This is a genomic window from Microvirga sp. CF3062 (genome assembly GCF_036314045.1).
Classification (GTDB): Bacteria; Pseudomonadota; Alphaproteobacteria; order Rhizobiales; family Beijerinckiaceae; genus Microvirga.
Map to the genome: position 1 here is coordinate 220235 of NZ_JAYGGN010000005.1, position 17416 is coordinate 237650.

At 64.6% G+C, this 17416-nt stretch carries 15 protein-coding genes; 14 read left to right on the forward strand and 1 reads right to left on the reverse strand.

Going from position 1 to position 17416, the window contains the following annotated elements:
- Positions 1-5 precede the first annotated feature (5 nt).
- The 6 genes from VB618_RS11260 (at position 6) to VB618_RS11285 (ending at position 7673) form a co-directional block, all read left to right on the forward strand.
- The gene (locus tag VB618_RS11260) at positions 6-332 is read left to right on the forward strand and encodes a hypothetical protein (RefSeq protein WP_329796736.1); all 327 of its coding nucleotides are present in this window, start codon (positions 6-8) and stop codon (positions 330-332) included.
- Positions 316-1203, forward strand: coding sequence for a succinate--CoA ligase subunit alpha (sucD, locus tag VB618_RS11265; RefSeq protein WP_329796737.1), 888 nt, complete (start codon positions 316-318; stop codon positions 1201-1203). Before VB618_RS11260 ends, sucD begins: the two co-directional genes overlap by 17 nt.
- 59 nt (positions 1204-1262) lie before the next feature.
- Entirely contained in the window at positions 1263-4223 is a 2961-nt protein-coding gene (locus VB618_RS11270; protein ID WP_329796738.1) for a 2-oxoglutarate dehydrogenase E1 component, read from the forward strand.
- A gap of 69 nt (positions 4224-4292) precedes the next feature.
- A complete protein-coding gene (gene odhB, locus VB618_RS11275) occupies positions 4293-5522 on the forward strand; it encodes a 2-oxoglutarate dehydrogenase complex dihydrolipoyllysine-residue succinyltransferase (RefSeq protein ID WP_329796739.1) in 1230 nt (409 codons plus the stop codon).
- A 120-nt stretch (positions 5523-5642) separates the two neighbouring features.
- Entirely contained in the window at positions 5643-7040 is a 1398-nt protein-coding gene (lpdA, locus tag VB618_RS11280) for a dihydrolipoyl dehydrogenase (RefSeq protein WP_329796740.1), read from the forward strand.
- A gap of 9 nt (positions 7041-7049) precedes the next feature.
- A complete protein-coding gene (locus tag VB618_RS11285) occupies positions 7050-7673 on the forward strand; it encodes a thymidine kinase (protein WP_329796741.1) in 624 nt (207 codons plus the stop codon).
- Positions 7674-7795: 122 nt separating this feature from the next.
- On the opposite strand, the gene VB618_RS11290 is transcribed toward VB618_RS11285, so the two are convergent.
- Positions 7796-8782: a tyrosine recombinase XerC gene (locus tag VB618_RS11290; protein ID WP_329796742.1), complete on the reverse strand. Its 987-nt coding sequence runs from the start codon at positions 8780-8782 to the stop codon at positions 7796-7798.
- A gap of 47 nt (positions 8783-8829) precedes the next feature.
- Between VB618_RS11290 and VB618_RS11295 the strand changes: the two genes are divergently transcribed.
- The 8 genes from VB618_RS11295 (at position 8830) to VB618_RS11330 (ending at position 17370) form a co-directional block, all read left to right on the forward strand.
- A complete protein-coding gene (locus VB618_RS11295; protein ID WP_329796743.1) occupies positions 8830-10992 on the forward strand; it encodes a primosomal protein N' in 2163 nt (720 codons plus the stop codon).
- Positions 10993-11023: 31 nt separating this feature from the next.
- Positions 11024-11584: a histidine phosphatase family protein gene (locus VB618_RS11300; protein WP_329796744.1), complete on the forward strand. Its 561-nt coding sequence runs from the start codon at positions 11024-11026 to the stop codon at positions 11582-11584.
- Positions 11585-11794: 210 nt separating this feature from the next.
- Positions 11795-12367, forward strand: a complete 573-nt coding sequence (locus VB618_RS11305) for a F0F1 ATP synthase subunit delta (RefSeq protein ID WP_329796745.1) — start codon at positions 11795-11797, stop codon at positions 12365-12367.
- Positions 12367-13896 carry a F0F1 ATP synthase subunit alpha gene (gene atpA / locus VB618_RS11310; protein WP_329796746.1) on the forward strand — a complete coding sequence of 510 codons (1530 nt, stop codon included), beginning with the start codon at positions 12367-12369 and terminating at the stop codon, positions 13894-13896. Before VB618_RS11305 ends, atpA begins: the two co-directional genes overlap by 1 nt.
- 70 nt (positions 13897-13966) lie before the next feature.
- Complete coding sequence (locus VB618_RS11315) at positions 13967-14839, forward strand: F0F1 ATP synthase subunit gamma (protein WP_329796747.1); 873 nt, start codon at positions 13967-13969, stop codon at positions 14837-14839.
- A gap of 23 nt (positions 14840-14862) precedes the next feature.
- Positions 14863-16305 (forward strand): F0F1 ATP synthase subunit beta, encoded by a 1443-nt coding sequence (gene atpD / locus VB618_RS11320; protein WP_329796748.1) that lies wholly within the window; start codon positions 14863-14865, stop codon positions 16303-16305.
- Between the two features lie 111 nt (positions 16306-16416).
- On the forward strand, positions 16417-16818 hold the full coding sequence (locus VB618_RS11325; protein ID WP_329796749.1) for a F0F1 ATP synthase subunit epsilon: 402 nt from the start codon (positions 16417-16419) through the stop codon (positions 16816-16818).
- Positions 16819-16857: 39 nt separating this feature from the next.
- Positions 16858-17370: a 2'-5' RNA ligase family protein gene (locus VB618_RS11330; protein WP_329796750.1), complete on the forward strand. Its 513-nt coding sequence runs from the start codon at positions 16858-16860 to the stop codon at positions 17368-17370.
- Positions 17371-17416: the final 46 nt, after the last annotated feature.

Genomic DNA, 17416 nt, shown 5'->3' on the forward strand with positions numbered 1-17416 from the left:
CAGCGATGGCTCTGGATCTCATCACCGAAACAGCAACTTGGCTCCTCAAAGATGACGGCAGCCAACGAAGTGTTTCGCGTACTGTGAAAAAGATCTGGCTATATGCCGTAACTTTGATTGTTGCCGGGGCGATCTTGGTTGTTCTGCTGGGAGGCTTGAGTGGTTTTCTCGGCGTCCCAAGCGATACAAGACGTGTCCTCACATGGGCAGCAGGCCTGTTCAGCGTCATGACTCTGATGGCTGGCGCCTTTCTCCTGCTCTCATCCATCATTCAGAAACTTAGATCGATCCTCGGTCGAGTTACAGGAAACACGAATGTCCATCCTGATTGACAAGAACACCAAGGTCATCTGCCAGGGCTTCACCGGCAAGAACGGGACCTTCCATTCCGAGCAGGCCATCGCCTACGGCACCAAGATGGTCGGCGGCACCTCGCCGGGCAAAGGCGGCTCCACGCATCTCGGCCTGCCCGTGTTCGACACGGTCATGGAAGCGCGCGAGGCAACCGGCGCCGACGCCTCGGTGGTCTACGTTCCGCCGCCGGGCGCGGCCGATGCGATCTGCGAGGCCATCCAGGCCGAGATCCCGCTCATCGTCTGCATCACGGAAGGCATTCCGGTGCAGGACATGGTGCGCGTGAAGCGCTCGCTCCAGGGCTCCAAGTCGCGCCTCATCGGCCCGAACTGCCCCGGCATCGTGACGGCGGGCGAGTCGAAGATCGGCATCATGCCGGCCAACATCTTCAAGCCCGGCTCCGTCGGCATCGTGTCGCGCTCCGGCACGCTCACCTACGAGGCCGTGTTCCAGACCACCAACGAAGGCCTCGGCCAGACCACGGCGGTCGGCATCGGCGGCGATCCGGTGAAGGGCACCGAGTTCATCGAGATGCTCGACATGTTCCTCTCCGACCCGAAGACCGAGTCGATCGTGATGATCGGCGAGATCGGCGGTTCGGCCGAGGAAGAGGCGGCCGAGTTCATCGCCCGCGAGGCCAAGAAGGGCCGCAAGAAGCCGATGGTCGGCTTCATCGCCGGCCGCACGGCGCCTCCCGGACGCCGCATGGGCCATGCCGGCGCCATCATCTCCGGCGGCAAGGGCGGGGCGGAAGACAAGATCGCCGCCATGGAGGCCGCGGGCATCCGCGTGTCGCCGTCGCCGGCCCGCCTCGGCAAGACCCTCGTCGAGGTTCTCAAGGGCAAGTAACCGATAAAGGCCGCCTCGAACCCGGGGCGGCCCACAGTCATTTTGGATCGAGTATTGTCATGGCACGCCAAGACGCCAACGAGAAGCTTCTCAACACCGCCTTCCTCTATGGGGCGAATGCGTCCTATATCGAGGATCTGCACGCCCGCTACGAGCAGGATCCGTCCTCGGTCGATGCCGAGTGGCAGGCCTTCTTCGGCGCCTTGAAGGACGACAAGCAGGCTGTCGAGAAAGCCGCCAAGGGCCCGTCCTGGGAGAAGGCGAACTGGCCGATCCACGCCAACGGCGAACTCGTCTCGGCGCTCGACGGCAACTGGGCTCAGGTCGAGAAGGCTGTCGGCGATAAGATCAAGGCGAAGGCTGAAAGCAAGGGCGCCGAGATCAGCCAGGCCGACGTGCAGCAGGCGACCCGCGATTCCGTGCGCGCCATCATGCTGATCCGCGCCTACCGCGTGCGCGGCCACCTGCATGCCAAGCTCGATCCGCTCGAGATCAACCCGCGCCCGAACGACCAGGAGCTGCACCCGTCCCATTACGGCTTCACGGAAGCCGACTGGGACCGCAAGATCTTCCTCGACAACGTGCTCGGCCTCGAATTCGGCACGATCCGCGAGATCGTCGCGATCCTGGACCGCACCTATTGCCAGACGCTCGGCGTCGAGTTCATGCACATCTCCGATCCGGTCGAGAAGGCCTGGATTCAGGAGCGTATCGAAGGTCCCGACAAGGAGATCACCTTCACTAAGGAAGGCAAGCGCGCCATCCTCAACAAGCTCGTCGAGGCGGAAGGCTTCGAGAAGTTCCTGGATGTCCGCTACACCGGCACCAAGCGCTTCGGTCTGGACGGCGGCGAGTCGCTGATCCCGGCGCTGGAGCAGATCATCAAGCGCGGCGGCAATCTCGGCGTTAAGGAGATCGTGCTCGGCATGGCCCATCGCGGCCGCCTCAACGTGCTCACCCAGGTGATGGGCAAGCCGCACCGGGCGCTGTTCCACGAGTTCAAGGGTGGCTCCTTCGCGCCCGACGACGTGGAAGGTTCGGGCGACGTGAAGTACCATCTGGGTGCCTCGTCGGACCGCACCTTCGATGGCAACAACGTCCACCTGTCGCTCACCGCGAACCCCTCTCACCTGGAGATCGTCAATCCCGTAGTGCTCGGCAAGGTTCGCGCCAAGCAGGACCAGCACGGCTGCACGCCTGACAACCGCACCGCCGTGATGCCGCTTCTCATCCATGGTGATGCGGCCTTCGCCGGCCAGGGCGTGGTGGCGGAATGCTTCGGGCTGTCGGGGCTTCGCGGTCACCGCACCGGCGGCTGGATCTCCTTCATTATCAACAATCAGATCGGCTTCACCACCGACCCGCGCTTCTCGCGCTCCTCGCCCTATCCGTCTGACGTGGCGAAGATGGTCGAGGCGCCGATCTTCCACGTGAACGGCGACGATCCGGAGGCTGTGGTTTTCGCCGCCAAAGTCGCGGCCGAATACCGGCAGAAGTTTCAGAAGCCTGTCGTCATCGACATGTTCTGCTACCGCCGCTTCGGCCACAACGAGGGCGACGAGCCGGCCTTCACCCAGCCGCTCATGTACCGCAAGATCCGGTCGCATCCGGCCATCGTGGAGCTCTACTCCAAGAAGCTCCTCGCCGAGGGCGTCATCACCGAGGCCGAGCTCGAGGAGATGAAGTCGAGCTGGCGCTCAAAACTCGACGCCGAGTTCGACATCGCAGGCAGCTACAAGCCCAACAAGGCCGACTGGCTCGATGGCCGCTGGTCGGGCCTCAAGGCCGTGCGCGAGGACCAGGACGATCCGCGCCGCGGGCAGACGGGCGTGTCGGTCGAGACCCTGCAGCAGATCGGCAAGGCGCTCACCACCATTCCGGAGGGCTTCCATCTCCATCGCACGATCCAGCGCTTCCTCGACAACCGCAAGAAGATGCTGGAGGCTGGCGAGGGCTTCGACTGGGCCATGGCCGAGGCCCTGGCCTTTGGTTCTCTGCTGCTTGAGGGTCACCGCGTGCGCCTCTCCGGTCAGGATGTGGAGCGCGGCACCTTCTCGTCGCGCCACTCGGTGCTCATCGACCAGGAGAACGAGGAACGCTACACGAACCTCAACCACATCTCGGAAAACCAAGCCCGCTACGAGGTCATCAACTCGATGCTCTCGGAAGAGGCGGTGCTCGGCTTCGAGTACGGCTATACGCTTTCCGAGCCGAATGCGCTGACCCTGTGGGAGGCTCAGTTCGGCGACTTCGCCAACGGCGCTCAGGTTGTGTTCGACCAGTTCGTGTCGTCGGGCGAGCGCAAGTGGCTGCGCATGTCGGGCCTCGTATGCCTCCTGCCACACGGCTACGAGGGACAGGGACCGGAACATTCCTCCGCCCGCCTCGAGCGCTGGCTGCAGATGTCCGCCGAGGACAACATGCAGGTGGGCTACTGCTCGACGCCGTCGAACTACTTCCACATCCTGCGCCGCCAGCTGAAGCGCGACTTCCGCAAGCCCCTGATCCTGATGACGCCGAAGTCCCTGCTGCGCCACAAGCGCTGCACGTCCTCGCTCGCCGACATCTCGGAAGGCACGTACTTCCACCGTGTTCTGCAGGACGACGCTCAGACCGGGCGCGACAGCGTCAAGCTGGTGAAGGACGACAAGATCCGGCGCGTGGTGATCTGCACGGGCAAGGTCTATTACGACCTGCTCGAGGAGCGCGAGAAGCGCGGCATCGACGATGTCTACCTGCTGCGCGTCGAGCAGCTCTATCCGTTCCCGGCGAAGTCGCTGGCGGCCGAGATCGCCCGCTTCAAGAAGGCCGACGTGGTGTGGTGCCAGGAAGAGCCCAAGAACATGGGCTCCTGGATGTTCGTCGAGCCCTATCTCGAATGGGTGCTCAAGACGGCCGGCTCCAAGGTGGATCGTCCGCGTTACGTGGGCCGTCCTGCCTCCGCCGCCACCGCCACCGGCCTCATGTCCAAGCATCAGGCCCAGCTGCAGGCCTTCCTCGACGAGGCTTTCGCGGCGTAAAACCCGCGGGAGCTCTCACCCGATTCCGAGGGGCTGGGAAACCAGCCCCGCAAAGACCAAAAGACGATCATGGCAACCGAAATCCGCGTACCCACCCTTGGCGAATCCGTGTCAGAGGCCACCATCGGCCGCTGGTTCAAGAAGCCCGGCGATCCCGTGAAGGCCGATGAGCCCGTGCTTGAGCTCGAGACCGACAAGGTCACCCTCGAGGTCAACGCGCCTGCCAGCGGCACGCTGGGCGACATTATCGCCAAGGATGGCGAGACGGTGAGCCCCGGCGCGGTGCTCGGCTCCATCGTCGACGGCGGCGCGGCGGCTCCGGCCGCAGCCCCGAAGGCTGAAGCTCCGAAGGCCGCACCTGCTCCCGCTGCAGCGCCTGCTCCCGCGGCCGCGACTCCCGGGGCAGCCCAGGATCATGGCCCGGCCGTTGCCCGTCTTGCCGCCGAGAGCGGCGTGAGCCCGGCGAACGTCGGCGGCAGTGGCAAGGATGGCCGCGTGACGAAGGGCGACATGCTCGCGGCGATTGCGACCGGCGGCGCCCAGGCTGCCGCTCCCGCTGCCCCGGTTCAGGTGCGCGCGCCTTCCGCGCCGAGCGATGCCGAGCGCGAAGAGCGCGTGAAGATGACGAAGCTGCGCCAGACCATCGCGCGCCGCCTGAAGGAGGCCCAGAACACCGCCGCAATGCTCACCACGTTCAACGACGTGGACATGGGCGCGGTGATGCAGCTGCGCAGCCAGTACAAGGACGTGTTCGAGAAAAAGCACGGCACCAAGCTCGGCTTCATGGGCTTCTTCACCAAGGCGGTGATCCAAGCGCTCAAGGACGTGCCGGCGGTGAACGCCGAGATCGACGGCCAGGACCTTGTCTACAAGAACTACTACCATATCGGCATTGCGGTCGGCACTGAGAAGGGCCTCGTTGTGCCTGTCGTGCGCGACGCGGACGACCTGTCGGTCGCTGGCATCGAGAAGACAATCGCCGATTTCGGCAAGCGGGCGCGTGACGGCAAGCTCTCCATCGACGAGATGCAAGGCGGCACCTTCACCATCACGAACGGCGGCATCTACGGCTCGCTCATGTCGACGCCGATCCTCAACGCGCCGCAATCGGGCATTCTCGGCATGCACCGCATCGAGGACCGCCCTGTGGTGCGCAACGGTCAGGTGGTCGTGCGCCCGATGATGTATCTCGCGCTCTCCTACGATCACCGCATCGTCGACGGCAAGGAAGCCGTGACCTTCCTGGTACGGGTCAAGGAGGCCCTGGAAGATCCGGCGCGCCTCGTGCTCGATCTGTAAGTTTTCAACATTCCTGTCATGGCCGGCCTTGTGCCGGCCATCTCGATCGGAGAGGCACTGCGCTTCACCGTATCGGGATCACCGGCACGAGGCCGGTGATGACGAAGCGAGGGTAAATCAATGTCCTACGATCTCATCGTCATCGGCACCGGCCCCGGCGGTTATGTGTGCGCCATCCGGGCAGCCCAGCTCGGGCTGAAGACCGCCGTGGTGGAAAAGCGCAAGACCCATGGCGGCACCTGCCTGAACATCGGCTGCATTCCATCGAAGGCGCTGCTCCATGCCTCGCACATGTTCCATGATGCGCAGCACTTCGCCGACATGGGCATCGGCGTGAGCGCGCCGACCCTCGATCTCAAGAAGATGCTCGAATTCAAGCAGGAGGGCGTCGACGGCAACACCAAGGGCGTCGAGTTCCTGCTCAAGAAGAACAAGATCGATGCCTTCATCGGCACCGCGCGTATCGCTGCTGCGGGTCAGGTCGAGGTGACAGCCGAGGACGGCTCGAACCAGATGCTCGAGACGAAGAACATCGTCATCGCCACAGGCTCAGACGTCACCCGCCTGCCGGGTATCGAGATCGATGAGACGGTGGTGGTGTCCTCCACCGGAGCGCTCGACCTCGAGAGCGTGCCGAAGCGCCTCGTGGTGATCGGCGCGGGCGTGATCGGCCTGGAGCTCGGCTCCGTGTGGCGCCGCCTGGGCTCCGAGGTGACGGTGGTGGAATATCTCGACCGCATCCTGCCCGGCATGGACGGCGAGGTCGCCAAGAACTTCCAGCGCATCCTCGGCAAGCAGGGTTTTGCGTTCAAGCTCGGCGCCAAGGTCACCAAGGTCGAGAGGACCGGCAACAGCGCGACGCTCACCGTTGAGCCCGCCGCCGGCGGCTCGCCTGAGACCATCGAGGCCGATGTGGTGCTCGTGGCGGTCGGTCGCGTGCCCTACACGCAGGGTCTGGGCCTCGACAAGGTGGGCGTTCAGCTCGACAATCGCGGCCGCATCCAGACGGATGCGCATTTCTCCACCAACGTCACGGGCATCTATGCCATCGGCGACGTGATCGCCGGCCCCATGCTCGCCCACAAGGCCGAGGACGAGGGCGTTGCCGTGGCAGAGATCCTGGCCGGCAAGGCGGGCCACGTGAACTACGACGTGATCCCGAGCGTGGTCTACACGTTCCCCGAGGTCGCCTCCGTGGGCAAGACCGAGGAGGAGTTGAAGGCGGCAGGCATCGCCTACAACGCAGGCAAGTTCCCCTTCACGGCCAATGGCCGCGCCAAGGTCAATCGCACCACGGACGGCTTCGTGAAGATCCTGGCCGATGCCTCCACCGACAAGGTGCTCGGCGTTCATATTGTCGGCGCGGAAGCGGGCAACCTCATCCACGAGGCGGCGATCGCCATGGAGTTCGGCGCCTCGTCCGAAGACATGGCCCGCACCTGCCACGCGCACCCGACACTTGCGGAAGCTGTGAAGGAAGCAGCCCTCGCGGTGGAGAAGCGTGCCATTCACATGTAATATGGATTCATGGCAAAGCTCCACTTCATCTACTCGGTGATGAATGCAGGCAAGACGACCCATCTCCTGCAAGTTCGCTACAATTACATCGAGAACGGCGGCAACGTGCTGCTGTTCACCAGCCTGATCGACGACCGGTTCGGCGTCGGCAAGGTGAAATCGCGCATCGGCCTCGAGGCCGATGCGATCCCCTTGCGAAAGATCGACGACATCGGCGCCATCGTGTCGGCCGAGCATGCCAAGAAGCCGGTCACCGTGGTCCTGGTCGATGAAGTCCAGTTCATGACCGCCGATCAGGTCCGCCAGCTCGCCTGGATCGTCGACGAGCTGAACGTGCCCGTCATGGCCTATGGGCTGAAGAACAACGTCTACGGCACGCTGTTCAGCGACGCGATCATCGCCATGATGGCGCTGGCGCAGGATTTCCAGGAGATCAAGCAGCTCTGCCATTGCGGCCGCAAGGCCACGATGATCCTGAAATACGACCGCAACGGCGAGGCTGTCCGTTCCGGCGAGGTCGTCGAGGTCGGCGGCGAAGGGCGCTACGTCTCCGTCTGCCGCCCGCACTGGACGGCCGGAGACATCGGGCCTGCCGCACGGCAATTGCTCGCTCAGCCGGTCGCGGCGGAATAGTTTATGGCGTCATCCCGGACGGTGAAGCCGATCCCGGGTCGTTGGACAAGAATAGCGCCTTTTCCTGATAGCGATCCCGGATCCTCGCTGCGCTTCGTCCGGGATGACAATCCATCAAATGTCTACTTCACTCTTGCCCTGGGATGCGCGGCGTTGAACGCATCCATCAGCCTAGCCGCATCCACCTTCGTGTAGAGCTGCGTGGTCGAGAGCGAGGCGTGGCCCAGGAGTTCCTGAATGCCGCGCAGGTCGCCTCCCTTGGCGAGCAGATGCGTCGCGAAGGAATGGCGGAGCGCATGGGGCGTGGCGCTGTCGGGGAGGCCGAGCGCGCCGCGCAGCTCCTCCACGGCAAGCTGGATGATCCGGGGCGAGAGCGGTCCGCCGCGGGCTCCGACGAAGAGCGGTCCCTCCGGCGGGATCGCATAGGGGCAGAGCGCCAGATACTCCTCAACCGCGCGCTGGATGGCTGAGATCACCGGCACGCTGCGCATCTTAGCCCCCTTGCCGGTGACGGTGATGGCGTCGATGCCGTTCACGGGCGCATCCCGGCGCTGCAGGCCCAGCGCTTCGGAAATGCGCAGGCCCGCCCCATAGAGCAGTGACAGCACGGCGGCATCCCGTGCCAGGATCCAGGGCTTGCGGTTCTCGGAGACCCTTGTCTCCGCATTCGTCACGGCTACAGCCGAGGAGGCGGAGAGGGGGCGCGGCAGGTTCTTCTCCACCTTCGGGGTGCGAATCGCCGCAAAGGCCGAGGCCGTGCCATGGCCCCCCCGCTCCATGTGGCGGGCGAAGGAGCGCAGCGCCGCGAGCTGGCGCATCAGCGAGCGGCTTCCCACCGAATTCATGCGCCGGGCAGCCAGGAACGCGCGGATGTCGAGGGGCTTCAGGCCGAGGATGGCTTTGACGCTGGGCGGCTCTCCGAGATGATTCGTCAGGAATGCCAGGAACTGCCTCAGATCCCGCGCATAGGCCTCGACGGTCTTTGCCGAGAGCCGCCGCTCTTTGGCCAGCGAGGCGAGCCAGACAAACGCTTCCTGGCGGGTGTCGTCCGCACCGGGGAGGACCAGATCAAGAACATTTTGTGTGGCGCTGCTTGACATGAGTCCCATTTATGCAAGGGCAGAACCCTAACAGTCACAGGTTAACCTCTTATCCCATGACAAGCCGCATCGCCGATGTCCTCATCCCGCTGGCGCTGGACACGGCCTATTCCTATGCCGTGCCGGACGGCCTCGGCCTTGAGGAGGGCGACGTGGTGCAGGTGCCGCTCGCCAACCGCGAGGTGGTGGGCGTCGTCTGGGGTTTGCGGAAGGGTCAGGGCGGCAACCTGAAGAAGGTGACGGGCGTCATCGAGGCGCCGAATCTGTCGGCGAAGATGCGCAAGTTTCTCGACTGGATCGCCTGGTACACGCTCGCGCCTAAGGGCTCGGCGCTGGCCATGGGGCTTAAAGTGCCTGATGCCGACCGGCAGGAGGTGGCGCGCGTCGGCGTGAGGCTGGCGGGCACTCTGCCTAAGCGCATGACGCCTGCGCGGCAGAAGGTGATCGAGATTGCCCAGGACGGGGTCGTGCGCCTCAAGAGCGAGCTCGCCCAAGCGGCGGGGGTCAGTGCCGGGGTCATCAACGGACTGATCGACGAAGGGGCCATGGAGACAGTGGCCTTGCTCGCCGAGCCGGTGGCCGAGATGCCCGACCCCGCCTTCGGCGACACCGCACTCTCGGACGGCCAGGGCGAGGCGGCGGAGAAGCTCGTGGCCGCCATGGGCGAGGCGCATCCGCCCGTGATCCTGCTGGAGGGCGTCACGGGCTCCGGCAAGACGGAGGTGTATTTCGAGGCGGTGGCCGAGGCCGTGCGCAAAGGCCGGCAGGCCCTGATCCTCATGCCGGAAATTGCGCTCACCGCCCAGTTCCTCGACCGCTTCGCTGCCCGTTTCGGCGTGAAGCCCGCCACTTGGCATTCCGGCGTCACGGGCCGCAGGCGCGAGCGGCTCTATTCCGCTATCGCCTCGGGCGAGGTGAAGGTCGTGGCCGGCGCCCGCTCGGCCCTGTTCCTTCCTTACGCGGATCTCGGCCTGATCGTAGTCGATGAGGAGCACGAGACGGCCTACAAGCAGGATGACGGGGTGCATTATCATGCCCGTGACATGGCAGTGGTGCGCGGCAAGATCGAGAACGCCTCTGTGATTTTGGCCTCGGCCACCCCGTCCATCGAGAGCCGGGTCAATGTGGAGCGCGGGCGCTACCGCCATGTGCGCCTGCCTGAGCGATTCGGCGGTCGCTCCATGCCGCAGATCCGGGCCGTGGACCTGCGCAAGGAAGCCATTCCTAGAGGGCGCTGGCTCTCGCCGACGCTTGTAATGTCCGTGGAGGATACGGTCGGGCGTGGTGAGCAGGCGCTGCTCTTCCTCAATCGGCGCGGCTATGCCCCGCTCACCCTGTGCCGCGCCTGCGCCCATCGCTACGAATGCCCGAACTGCTCCTCCTGGCTGGTGGAGCACCGGTTCCGGCGCTCCCTCGTCTGCCACCATTGCGGCCATGTGGAGCGCACGCCCCAGGCTTGCGTCGAATGCGGCAGCGTCGATTCGCTGGTGCCCTGCGGTCCCGGCGTCGAGCGCATTGCCGAGGAGGCCGCGGAGCTGTTCCCGGACAAGCGCTGCATCGTGCTCTCCAGCGATTTTCCCGGCGGGACCGAGCGGCTGCGGACGGAGCTTGCCGCCATCGCGGCGGGCGAGTTCGACATCGTCATCGGTACCCAGCTCGTGGCCAAGGGGCACAACTTCCCGCTCATGACCCTGGTGGGCGTGCTCGACGCCGATATCGGACTCACCTCGGGCGATCCGCGTGCTGCCGAGCGCACCTTCCAGATGCTCCAGCAGGTGACGGGCCGTGCCGGGCGCGGCGAAAAGCCCGGACGCGCCCTGGTCCAGACCTGGCAGCCGGACCATCCGGTGATCGCCGCCCTGATCTCTGGCGATGCGGAGCGGTTCTACGAGGAGGAGACCCGGGTGCGGGAAATGGCCGGTCTGCCGCCCTTCGGCCGTCTGGCCTCCCTCATCGTCTCTGCCGCCGAGCGCGAGGCGGCGGAAGCCCATGCCCGCGCCATGGCCCTCGTGGCCGAGCCCTCGCCTGGGGTCACAGTGCTCGGACCGGCCGAAGCCCCGCTCGCTCTGATCCGCGGCCGCTATCGCTTCCGCCTTCTGGTCAAGACCGAGCGGGAGGTGGATCTCCAGGCTTACCTGCGTGGCTGGATGACCCGCTGTCCGAAGATCCGTGGGAACACCCGCGTGTCCATCGATGTGGACCCGCAGAGCTTTTTGTGATCAGCACACGTTCATCATCAAGACAGGTACCATGCCCAAGATCGTCCATTGCATCCGCCACGGCCAGTCCACCTTCAACGCCCATTGGGTCGAGCACGGCGAGGACCCGGGACATTTCGATGCGCCCCTGACCGAGCTCGGTCGGCAACAGGTGGCCGAGCGGGCGCCGGAACTGCGCCAGCACCCCTATGAGCTCGTCGTGACCTCGCCGCTGACCCGGGCGATCCAGACCACCATGGGTCTGTTCGGGGATCATCCGGCCGCGCCGACGATTCTGGTGGAATGCCTTCACCGGGAGCATCTGGAGAGCAGCTGCGATGTAGGCCGTGCCGTCTCTCATCTGGCCCAGGATTTCCCCCACCTGCACTTCGGCCATCTGGAGGAGGTCTGGTGGCACAACGAGGGTGAGATGAACGAGCGCGGCTTCGTCTACGAGCCGGCCCATGTCTTCGAGGAGCGGCTCGAGCGGTTCCGCGGCTGGCTTGCCGAGCGGCCGGAATCCACGATTGCCGTGGTGGGCCACGGCACCTTCTTCAGCAGGCTTACCGGCCGCTTCCTCGCGAACTGCGAAGTCGCGGCGCTGGAACTTTAGGCCCTGCCTCGGCAGGCGCCCGGTTTTTCCCGGCCCAACAGGGCTCAGCTCGCCTTGCGCCTCGGAAAAACCCATGCTAGTGCACCCTCGCCTGACGGGCGGAGAAGGCTCCCGTCCCAGGCTCATTTCCATACCTGACGGGTCTCCCGGATGCCGCGTTCGCAGGCCTTTCCGGTCCGAGGCCCGTTATGACACGAGAGAGATGGTTACGTGGCGCAAAGCGGTTCGCATGAAGGACCCCTCCTGTCGGGCGTAGCGTTGCGCTATGCTTCGGCGCTGTTCGAAGTCGCTCGCGAAGCGAATGCCGTGGACATCGTGGCCGGCGACCTCGCCCGCTTCGACCAGCTGATCCGCGGCAGCGCCGACTTGCAGCGCCTGATCACCAATCCCATCTTCACGGCTGAAGAGCAGTCGAACGCGATCGGTGCGATCCTCGACAAGGCCGGCATTTCCGGCCTTGCTGGCAATTTCGTCCGTCTCGTGGCGTCCAAGCGCCGGCTCTTCGTCCTGCCGGACATGATCCGCGCCTACCAGAACCTGGTGTCCGACGCCAAGGGCATCGTCCGGGCGCAGGTCACCCTGGCGGAAGCGCCGTCCGACACCGTGCTGAACGAAATCAAGGCGGCGCTGCGCGACGTCGCCAAGGCTGACGTCTCCGTCGACGTCAAAATTGACCCGAGCCTCATCGGCGGTCTCATCGTGAAGATGGGCTCCCGCATGGTGGATGCCTCGGTGCGCACCAAACTCAATTCCATTCGTCTAGCGATGAAAGAGGTCCACTGATGGACATTCGAGCCGCTGAGATCTCCGCGATCCTCAAAGAGCAGATCAAGAACTTCGGTACCGAAGCTGAAGTCACCGAAGTCGGGCAGGTTCTGTCCGTCGGTGACGGTATCGCCCGTTGCTACGGCCTCGACAATGTCCAGGCCGGCGAAATGGTGCAGTTCGAGTCGGGCGTGCAGGGCATGGCCCTCAACCTCGAGACCGACAACGTCGGTATCGTGGTGTTCGGCTCCGACCGCGAGATCGCCGAAGGCCAGACCGTGAAGCGCACGGGCGCCATCGTGGACGTGCCGGTCGGCAAGGGCCTTCTCGGCCGCGTCGTCGACGCGCTCGGCAATCCTATCGACGGCAAGGGCCCGATCGTGGCCACCGAGCGCCGCCGCGTGGACGTGAAGGCTCCCGGCATCATTCCGCGCAAGTCTGTGCACGAGCCGATGGCGACTGGCCTCAAGTCCATCGACGCCCTCATCCCGGTCGGTCGCGGCCAGCGCGAGCTGATCATCGGTGATCGCCAGACCGGCAAGACCGCCATCGCCCTCGACACGATCCTCAACCAGAAGCCGCTGAACCAGGGCAACGACGAGTCGCAGAAGCTCTACTGCGTCTATGTCGCCATCGGCCAGAAGCGCTCCACGGTTGCCCAGTTCGTGAAGGTTCTCGAAGAGAACGGCGCGCTGGAATATTCCATCATCGTTGCGGCCACCGCCTCCGATCCGGCCCCGATGCAGTTCCTGGCGCCCTTCGCCGGCTGCGCCATGGGCGAGTTCTTCCGCGACAACGGCATGCATGCCGTGATCACCTATGACGATCTGTCCAAGCAGGCCGTCGCCTACCGCCAGATGTCCTTGCTGCTCCGCCGTCCGCCGGGCCGCGAGGCTTATCCGGGCGACGTGTTCTACCTGCACTCCCGCCTGCTGGAGCGTGCAGCGAAGCTCAACGAGGACAACGGCTCGGGTTCGCTCACCGCTCTGCCGGTCATCGAGACGCAGGCCAACGACGTGTCGGCCTACATCCCGACCAATGTGATCTCGATCACCGACGGCCAGATCTTCCTTGAGACGGACCTGTTCTACCAGGGCATCCGCCCGGCCGTGAACGTCGGTCTCTCGGTGTCGCGCGTGGGCTCCTCTGCCCAGACGAAGGCGATGAAGAAGGTCGCGGGCAAGATCAAGGGCGAGCTGGCCCAGTACCGCGAGATGGCGGCTTTCGCCCAGTTCGGCTCCGACCTCGACGCCACGACGCAGCGTTTGCTGAACCGCGGCTCGCGTCTCACCGAGCTCCTGAAGCAGCCGCAGTTCTCGCCGCTGAAGATGGAAGAGCAGGTCGCCGTGATCTACGCCGGCGTGAACGGCTATCTCGACGCCTTGCCCCTGAACCGGGTGCGTGCGTTCGAGGACGGGCTGCTCTCGCTCCTGCGTGGCAAGCACACCGATCTCCTCGAAGCCATTCGCGCTTCGAAGGACCTGTCGAGCGACTCGGAAGCGAAGCTCAAGGGCGTCGTCCAGAACTTCGCAAAGTCTTTCTCGTAAAGGTCTTTCTCGTAAAGACTTGCGTTCTCGTAAGATCCAGCCGGATTTCCGGAGAGGGTAGGACCGCTCGATGCCGAGCTTAAAAGACCTTCGAAACCGCATCGCCTCGGTCAAGGCGACGCAGAAGATCACCAAGGCCATGCAGATGGTGGCCGCCGCGAAGCTGCGCCGTGCGCAGAATGCGGCGGAAGCCGCGCGTCCCTACGCGGAGCGCATGGCCGTGGTGCTCGGCAATATTGCGTCCGGCATCGTTGTCGGACCCGAGACGCCGCGTCTGCTCGCCGGCACCGGTTCCGACCGCGTTCACCTGCTGATCGTCTGCACCGCAGAGCGTGGTCTCTGCGGTGCCTTCAACTCCTCGATCGCACGTCTCGCCCGCGACCATGCCAACCGCCTGATGGCGGAGGGTAAGACGGTCAAGATCATCTGCGTTGGCAAGAAGGGCTACGACATCCTGCGTCGCCAGTTCGCCGAACAGATCATCGAGCTCATCGACCTGCGCTCCGTGCGCCAGCTCGGCTTCGAGCAGGGCGACATGATTGCCCAGAAGGTGCTTGCCCGCTTCGAGGCCGGCGAGTTCGACGTAGCGACGTTGTTCTACTCGCGCTTCCGCTCGGTGATCGCCCAGATCCCCACGGCGCAGCAGATCATCCCGGCGCAGATCGAGGCCAGTGCCGGTGCGACCGACGCGGTCTATGACTACGAGCCCGAGGAAGGCGAGATTCTGACGACGCTCCTGCCGCGGAACCTCACCGTCCAGATCTTCCGCGCGCTGCTTGAGAACGCCGCCTCCGAACAGGGCGCCCGCATGAGCGCCATGGATAATGCGACCCGCAATGCGGGCGAAATGATCAAGAAGCAGACGATGACCTACAACCGGTCGCGTCAGGCGATGATCACCAAGGAACTGATCGAAATCATTTCGGGCGCCGAGGCGCTCTGACAAGCATCCGAGAGGAGCCAATCATGGCCAACACCGCCACTACCCCGCGCAAAGCGACCGGTCACATCACTCAGGTCATCGGCGCCGTCGTCGACGTGCAGTTCGAAGGTCACCTGCCGGAGATCCTCAACGCCCTCGAGACCACCAATGGCGGCAACCGCCTGGTGCTCGAAGTGGCGCAGCAGCTCGGCGAGAGCACGGTGCGCTGCATCGCCATGGACACCTCCGAGGGTCTCGTGCGTGGCCAGCCCGTCACCGACACCGGCGCACCAATCTCGGTGCCGGTCGGCGCCGGAACGCTCGGCCGCATCATGAACGTCATCGGAGAGCCGGTTGACGAAGCCGGCCCGATCCCGTCGGAAGGCGTCCGCGCCATCCACCAGCCGGCTCCTTCTTACGCCGAGCAGGCCACCGAGGCTCAGATCCTCGTCACCGGCATCAAGGTCGTCGACCTGCTCGCTCCCTACGCCAAGGGCGGCAAGATCGGCCTGTTCGGCGGCGCAGGCGTCGGCAAGACCGTGCTGATCATGGAACTCATCAACAACGTCGCGAAGGCGCACGGCGGCTATTCCGTGTTCGCCGGCGTCGGCGAGCGGACTCGCGAGGGCAACGACCTCTATCACGAGATGATTGAGTCGGGCGTGAACAAGCATGGCGGCGGCGAGGGCTCCAAGTGCGCGCTCGTGTATGGCCAGATGAACGAGCCCCCGGGTGCCCGCGCCCGCGTCGCGCTCACCGGCCTGACGGTCGCCGAGAACTTCCGCGACCAGGGCCAGGACGTGCTGTTCTTCGTGGACAATATCTTCCGCTTCACGCAAGCCGGCTCCGAAGTGTCGGCGCTTCTCGGCCGTATTCCTTCGGCGGTGGGCTACCAGCCGACGCTGGCTACCGACATGGGCATGCTGCAGGAACGCATCACCACCACCAACAAGGGCTCGATCACCTCGGTGCAGGCCATCTACGTGCCCGCCGACGATCTGACCGACCCGGCTCCGGCCGCCTCGTTCGCCCACCTCGACGCCACGACCGTGCTCTCTCGCTCGATCGCTGAGAAGGGCATCTACCCGGCCGTGGATCCGCTCGACTCGACCTCGCGCATGCTCTCTGCCGCCATCCTCGGCGAAGAGCACTACAACGTGGCGCGTCAAGTCCAGCAGATCCTGCAGCGCTACAAGTCGCTTCAGGACATCATCGCGATCCTGGGCATGGACGAGCTGTCGGAAGAGGACAAGATGACCGTTGCCCGCGCCCGCAAGATCGAGCGCTTCCTGTCGCAGCCCTTCTTCGTGGCCGAAGTCTTCACCGGTTCGCCGGGCAAGCTCGTCGCGCTCGAAGACACCATCAAGGGCTTCAAGGGGCTCGTGGACGGCCAGTACGATCACCTGCCCGAGGCTGCCTTCTACATGGTCGGCAGCATCGAAGAGGCAATCGAGAAGGCTCAGCGCCTCGCGGCCGAAGCGGCTTAATTCAACTCTCGTGCATCCCGGAGCGTGTGATTCACACGCTCCGGGATCACTTTGTTCAAGCGTATCTCCCAAACTACGTCCGATCACTGATCGGGATGACGCGGAGCTCAGATGGCTACCTTCAATTTCGAACTCGTCTCTCCTGAGCGCGTGCTGTTCTCCGGCGACGTCGACGCCGTCGTGCTCCCGGCCACCGAAGGCGACATGACGGTTCTGGCCGGCCACACGCCAGTGATGACGGCTCTCAAGACCGGGTTCCTCGTGATCACCAGCAATCCCGGCAATGGACGCCGGATCCTGGTGCGCGGCGGCTTCGCCGACGTGAGCCAGAATGGCCTCACGGTTCTGGCCGAGCGTGCTTTGCCTGAGGAAGAGTTGACCCAGGACATCCTGGATAAGGAGATCCTGACCGCAGAGATGCATTACGACGCCACCAACGACCCGGCCGCCAAGCACGCGGCGGAATCGGCCGTTGCGCAATTGCGCGAAGCCAAGGCGGCGCTGAACTTTTGAACCTGAAACAACCCGGCCCCGAGCCGGGTTTTTCTTTTGATGGACCAGATCGCACCGCTCATCCTCACGCTCCGGTTCGACGAGCGCTCCTTCGCCTTTTTCGATGAACAACGGCGTCGCTACTTTCCGCCCGAGCGGAACTTCATTCCGGCGCATCTCACGCTGTTCCACCATCTGCCCGGCGAGCATTTTGCGACTATCCAGCGGGACATCGAGATCTGCGCGTCAGATCGAAAACCTTTCAACCTCGACGTAACCGGATTGCGCCCGCTCGGGCGCGGCGTCGCCTATGCGCTTGCGTCCCAAGACCTCACAGCGATGCGCCGACACCTCGCACTGACATGGAACGACTGGCTCAAGCCTCAGGACCGGCAGAACCACAATCCGCACGTGACGGTGCAGAACAAAGTTCATCCCAGCGCCGCGAGAGCCCTTCTGGAAGAGCTGGAGGACAGCTTTCGGCCGTTTCAAGTCACGGGCGCGGCGCTGGACCTGTGGTGGTATCGCGGCGGACCTTGGGAGAAGGCCAGAACCTTCGAATTCAAACTATAGCCTTGCCTGTCATGGCCGGGCTTGTCCCGGCCATCCCGATGCGGAG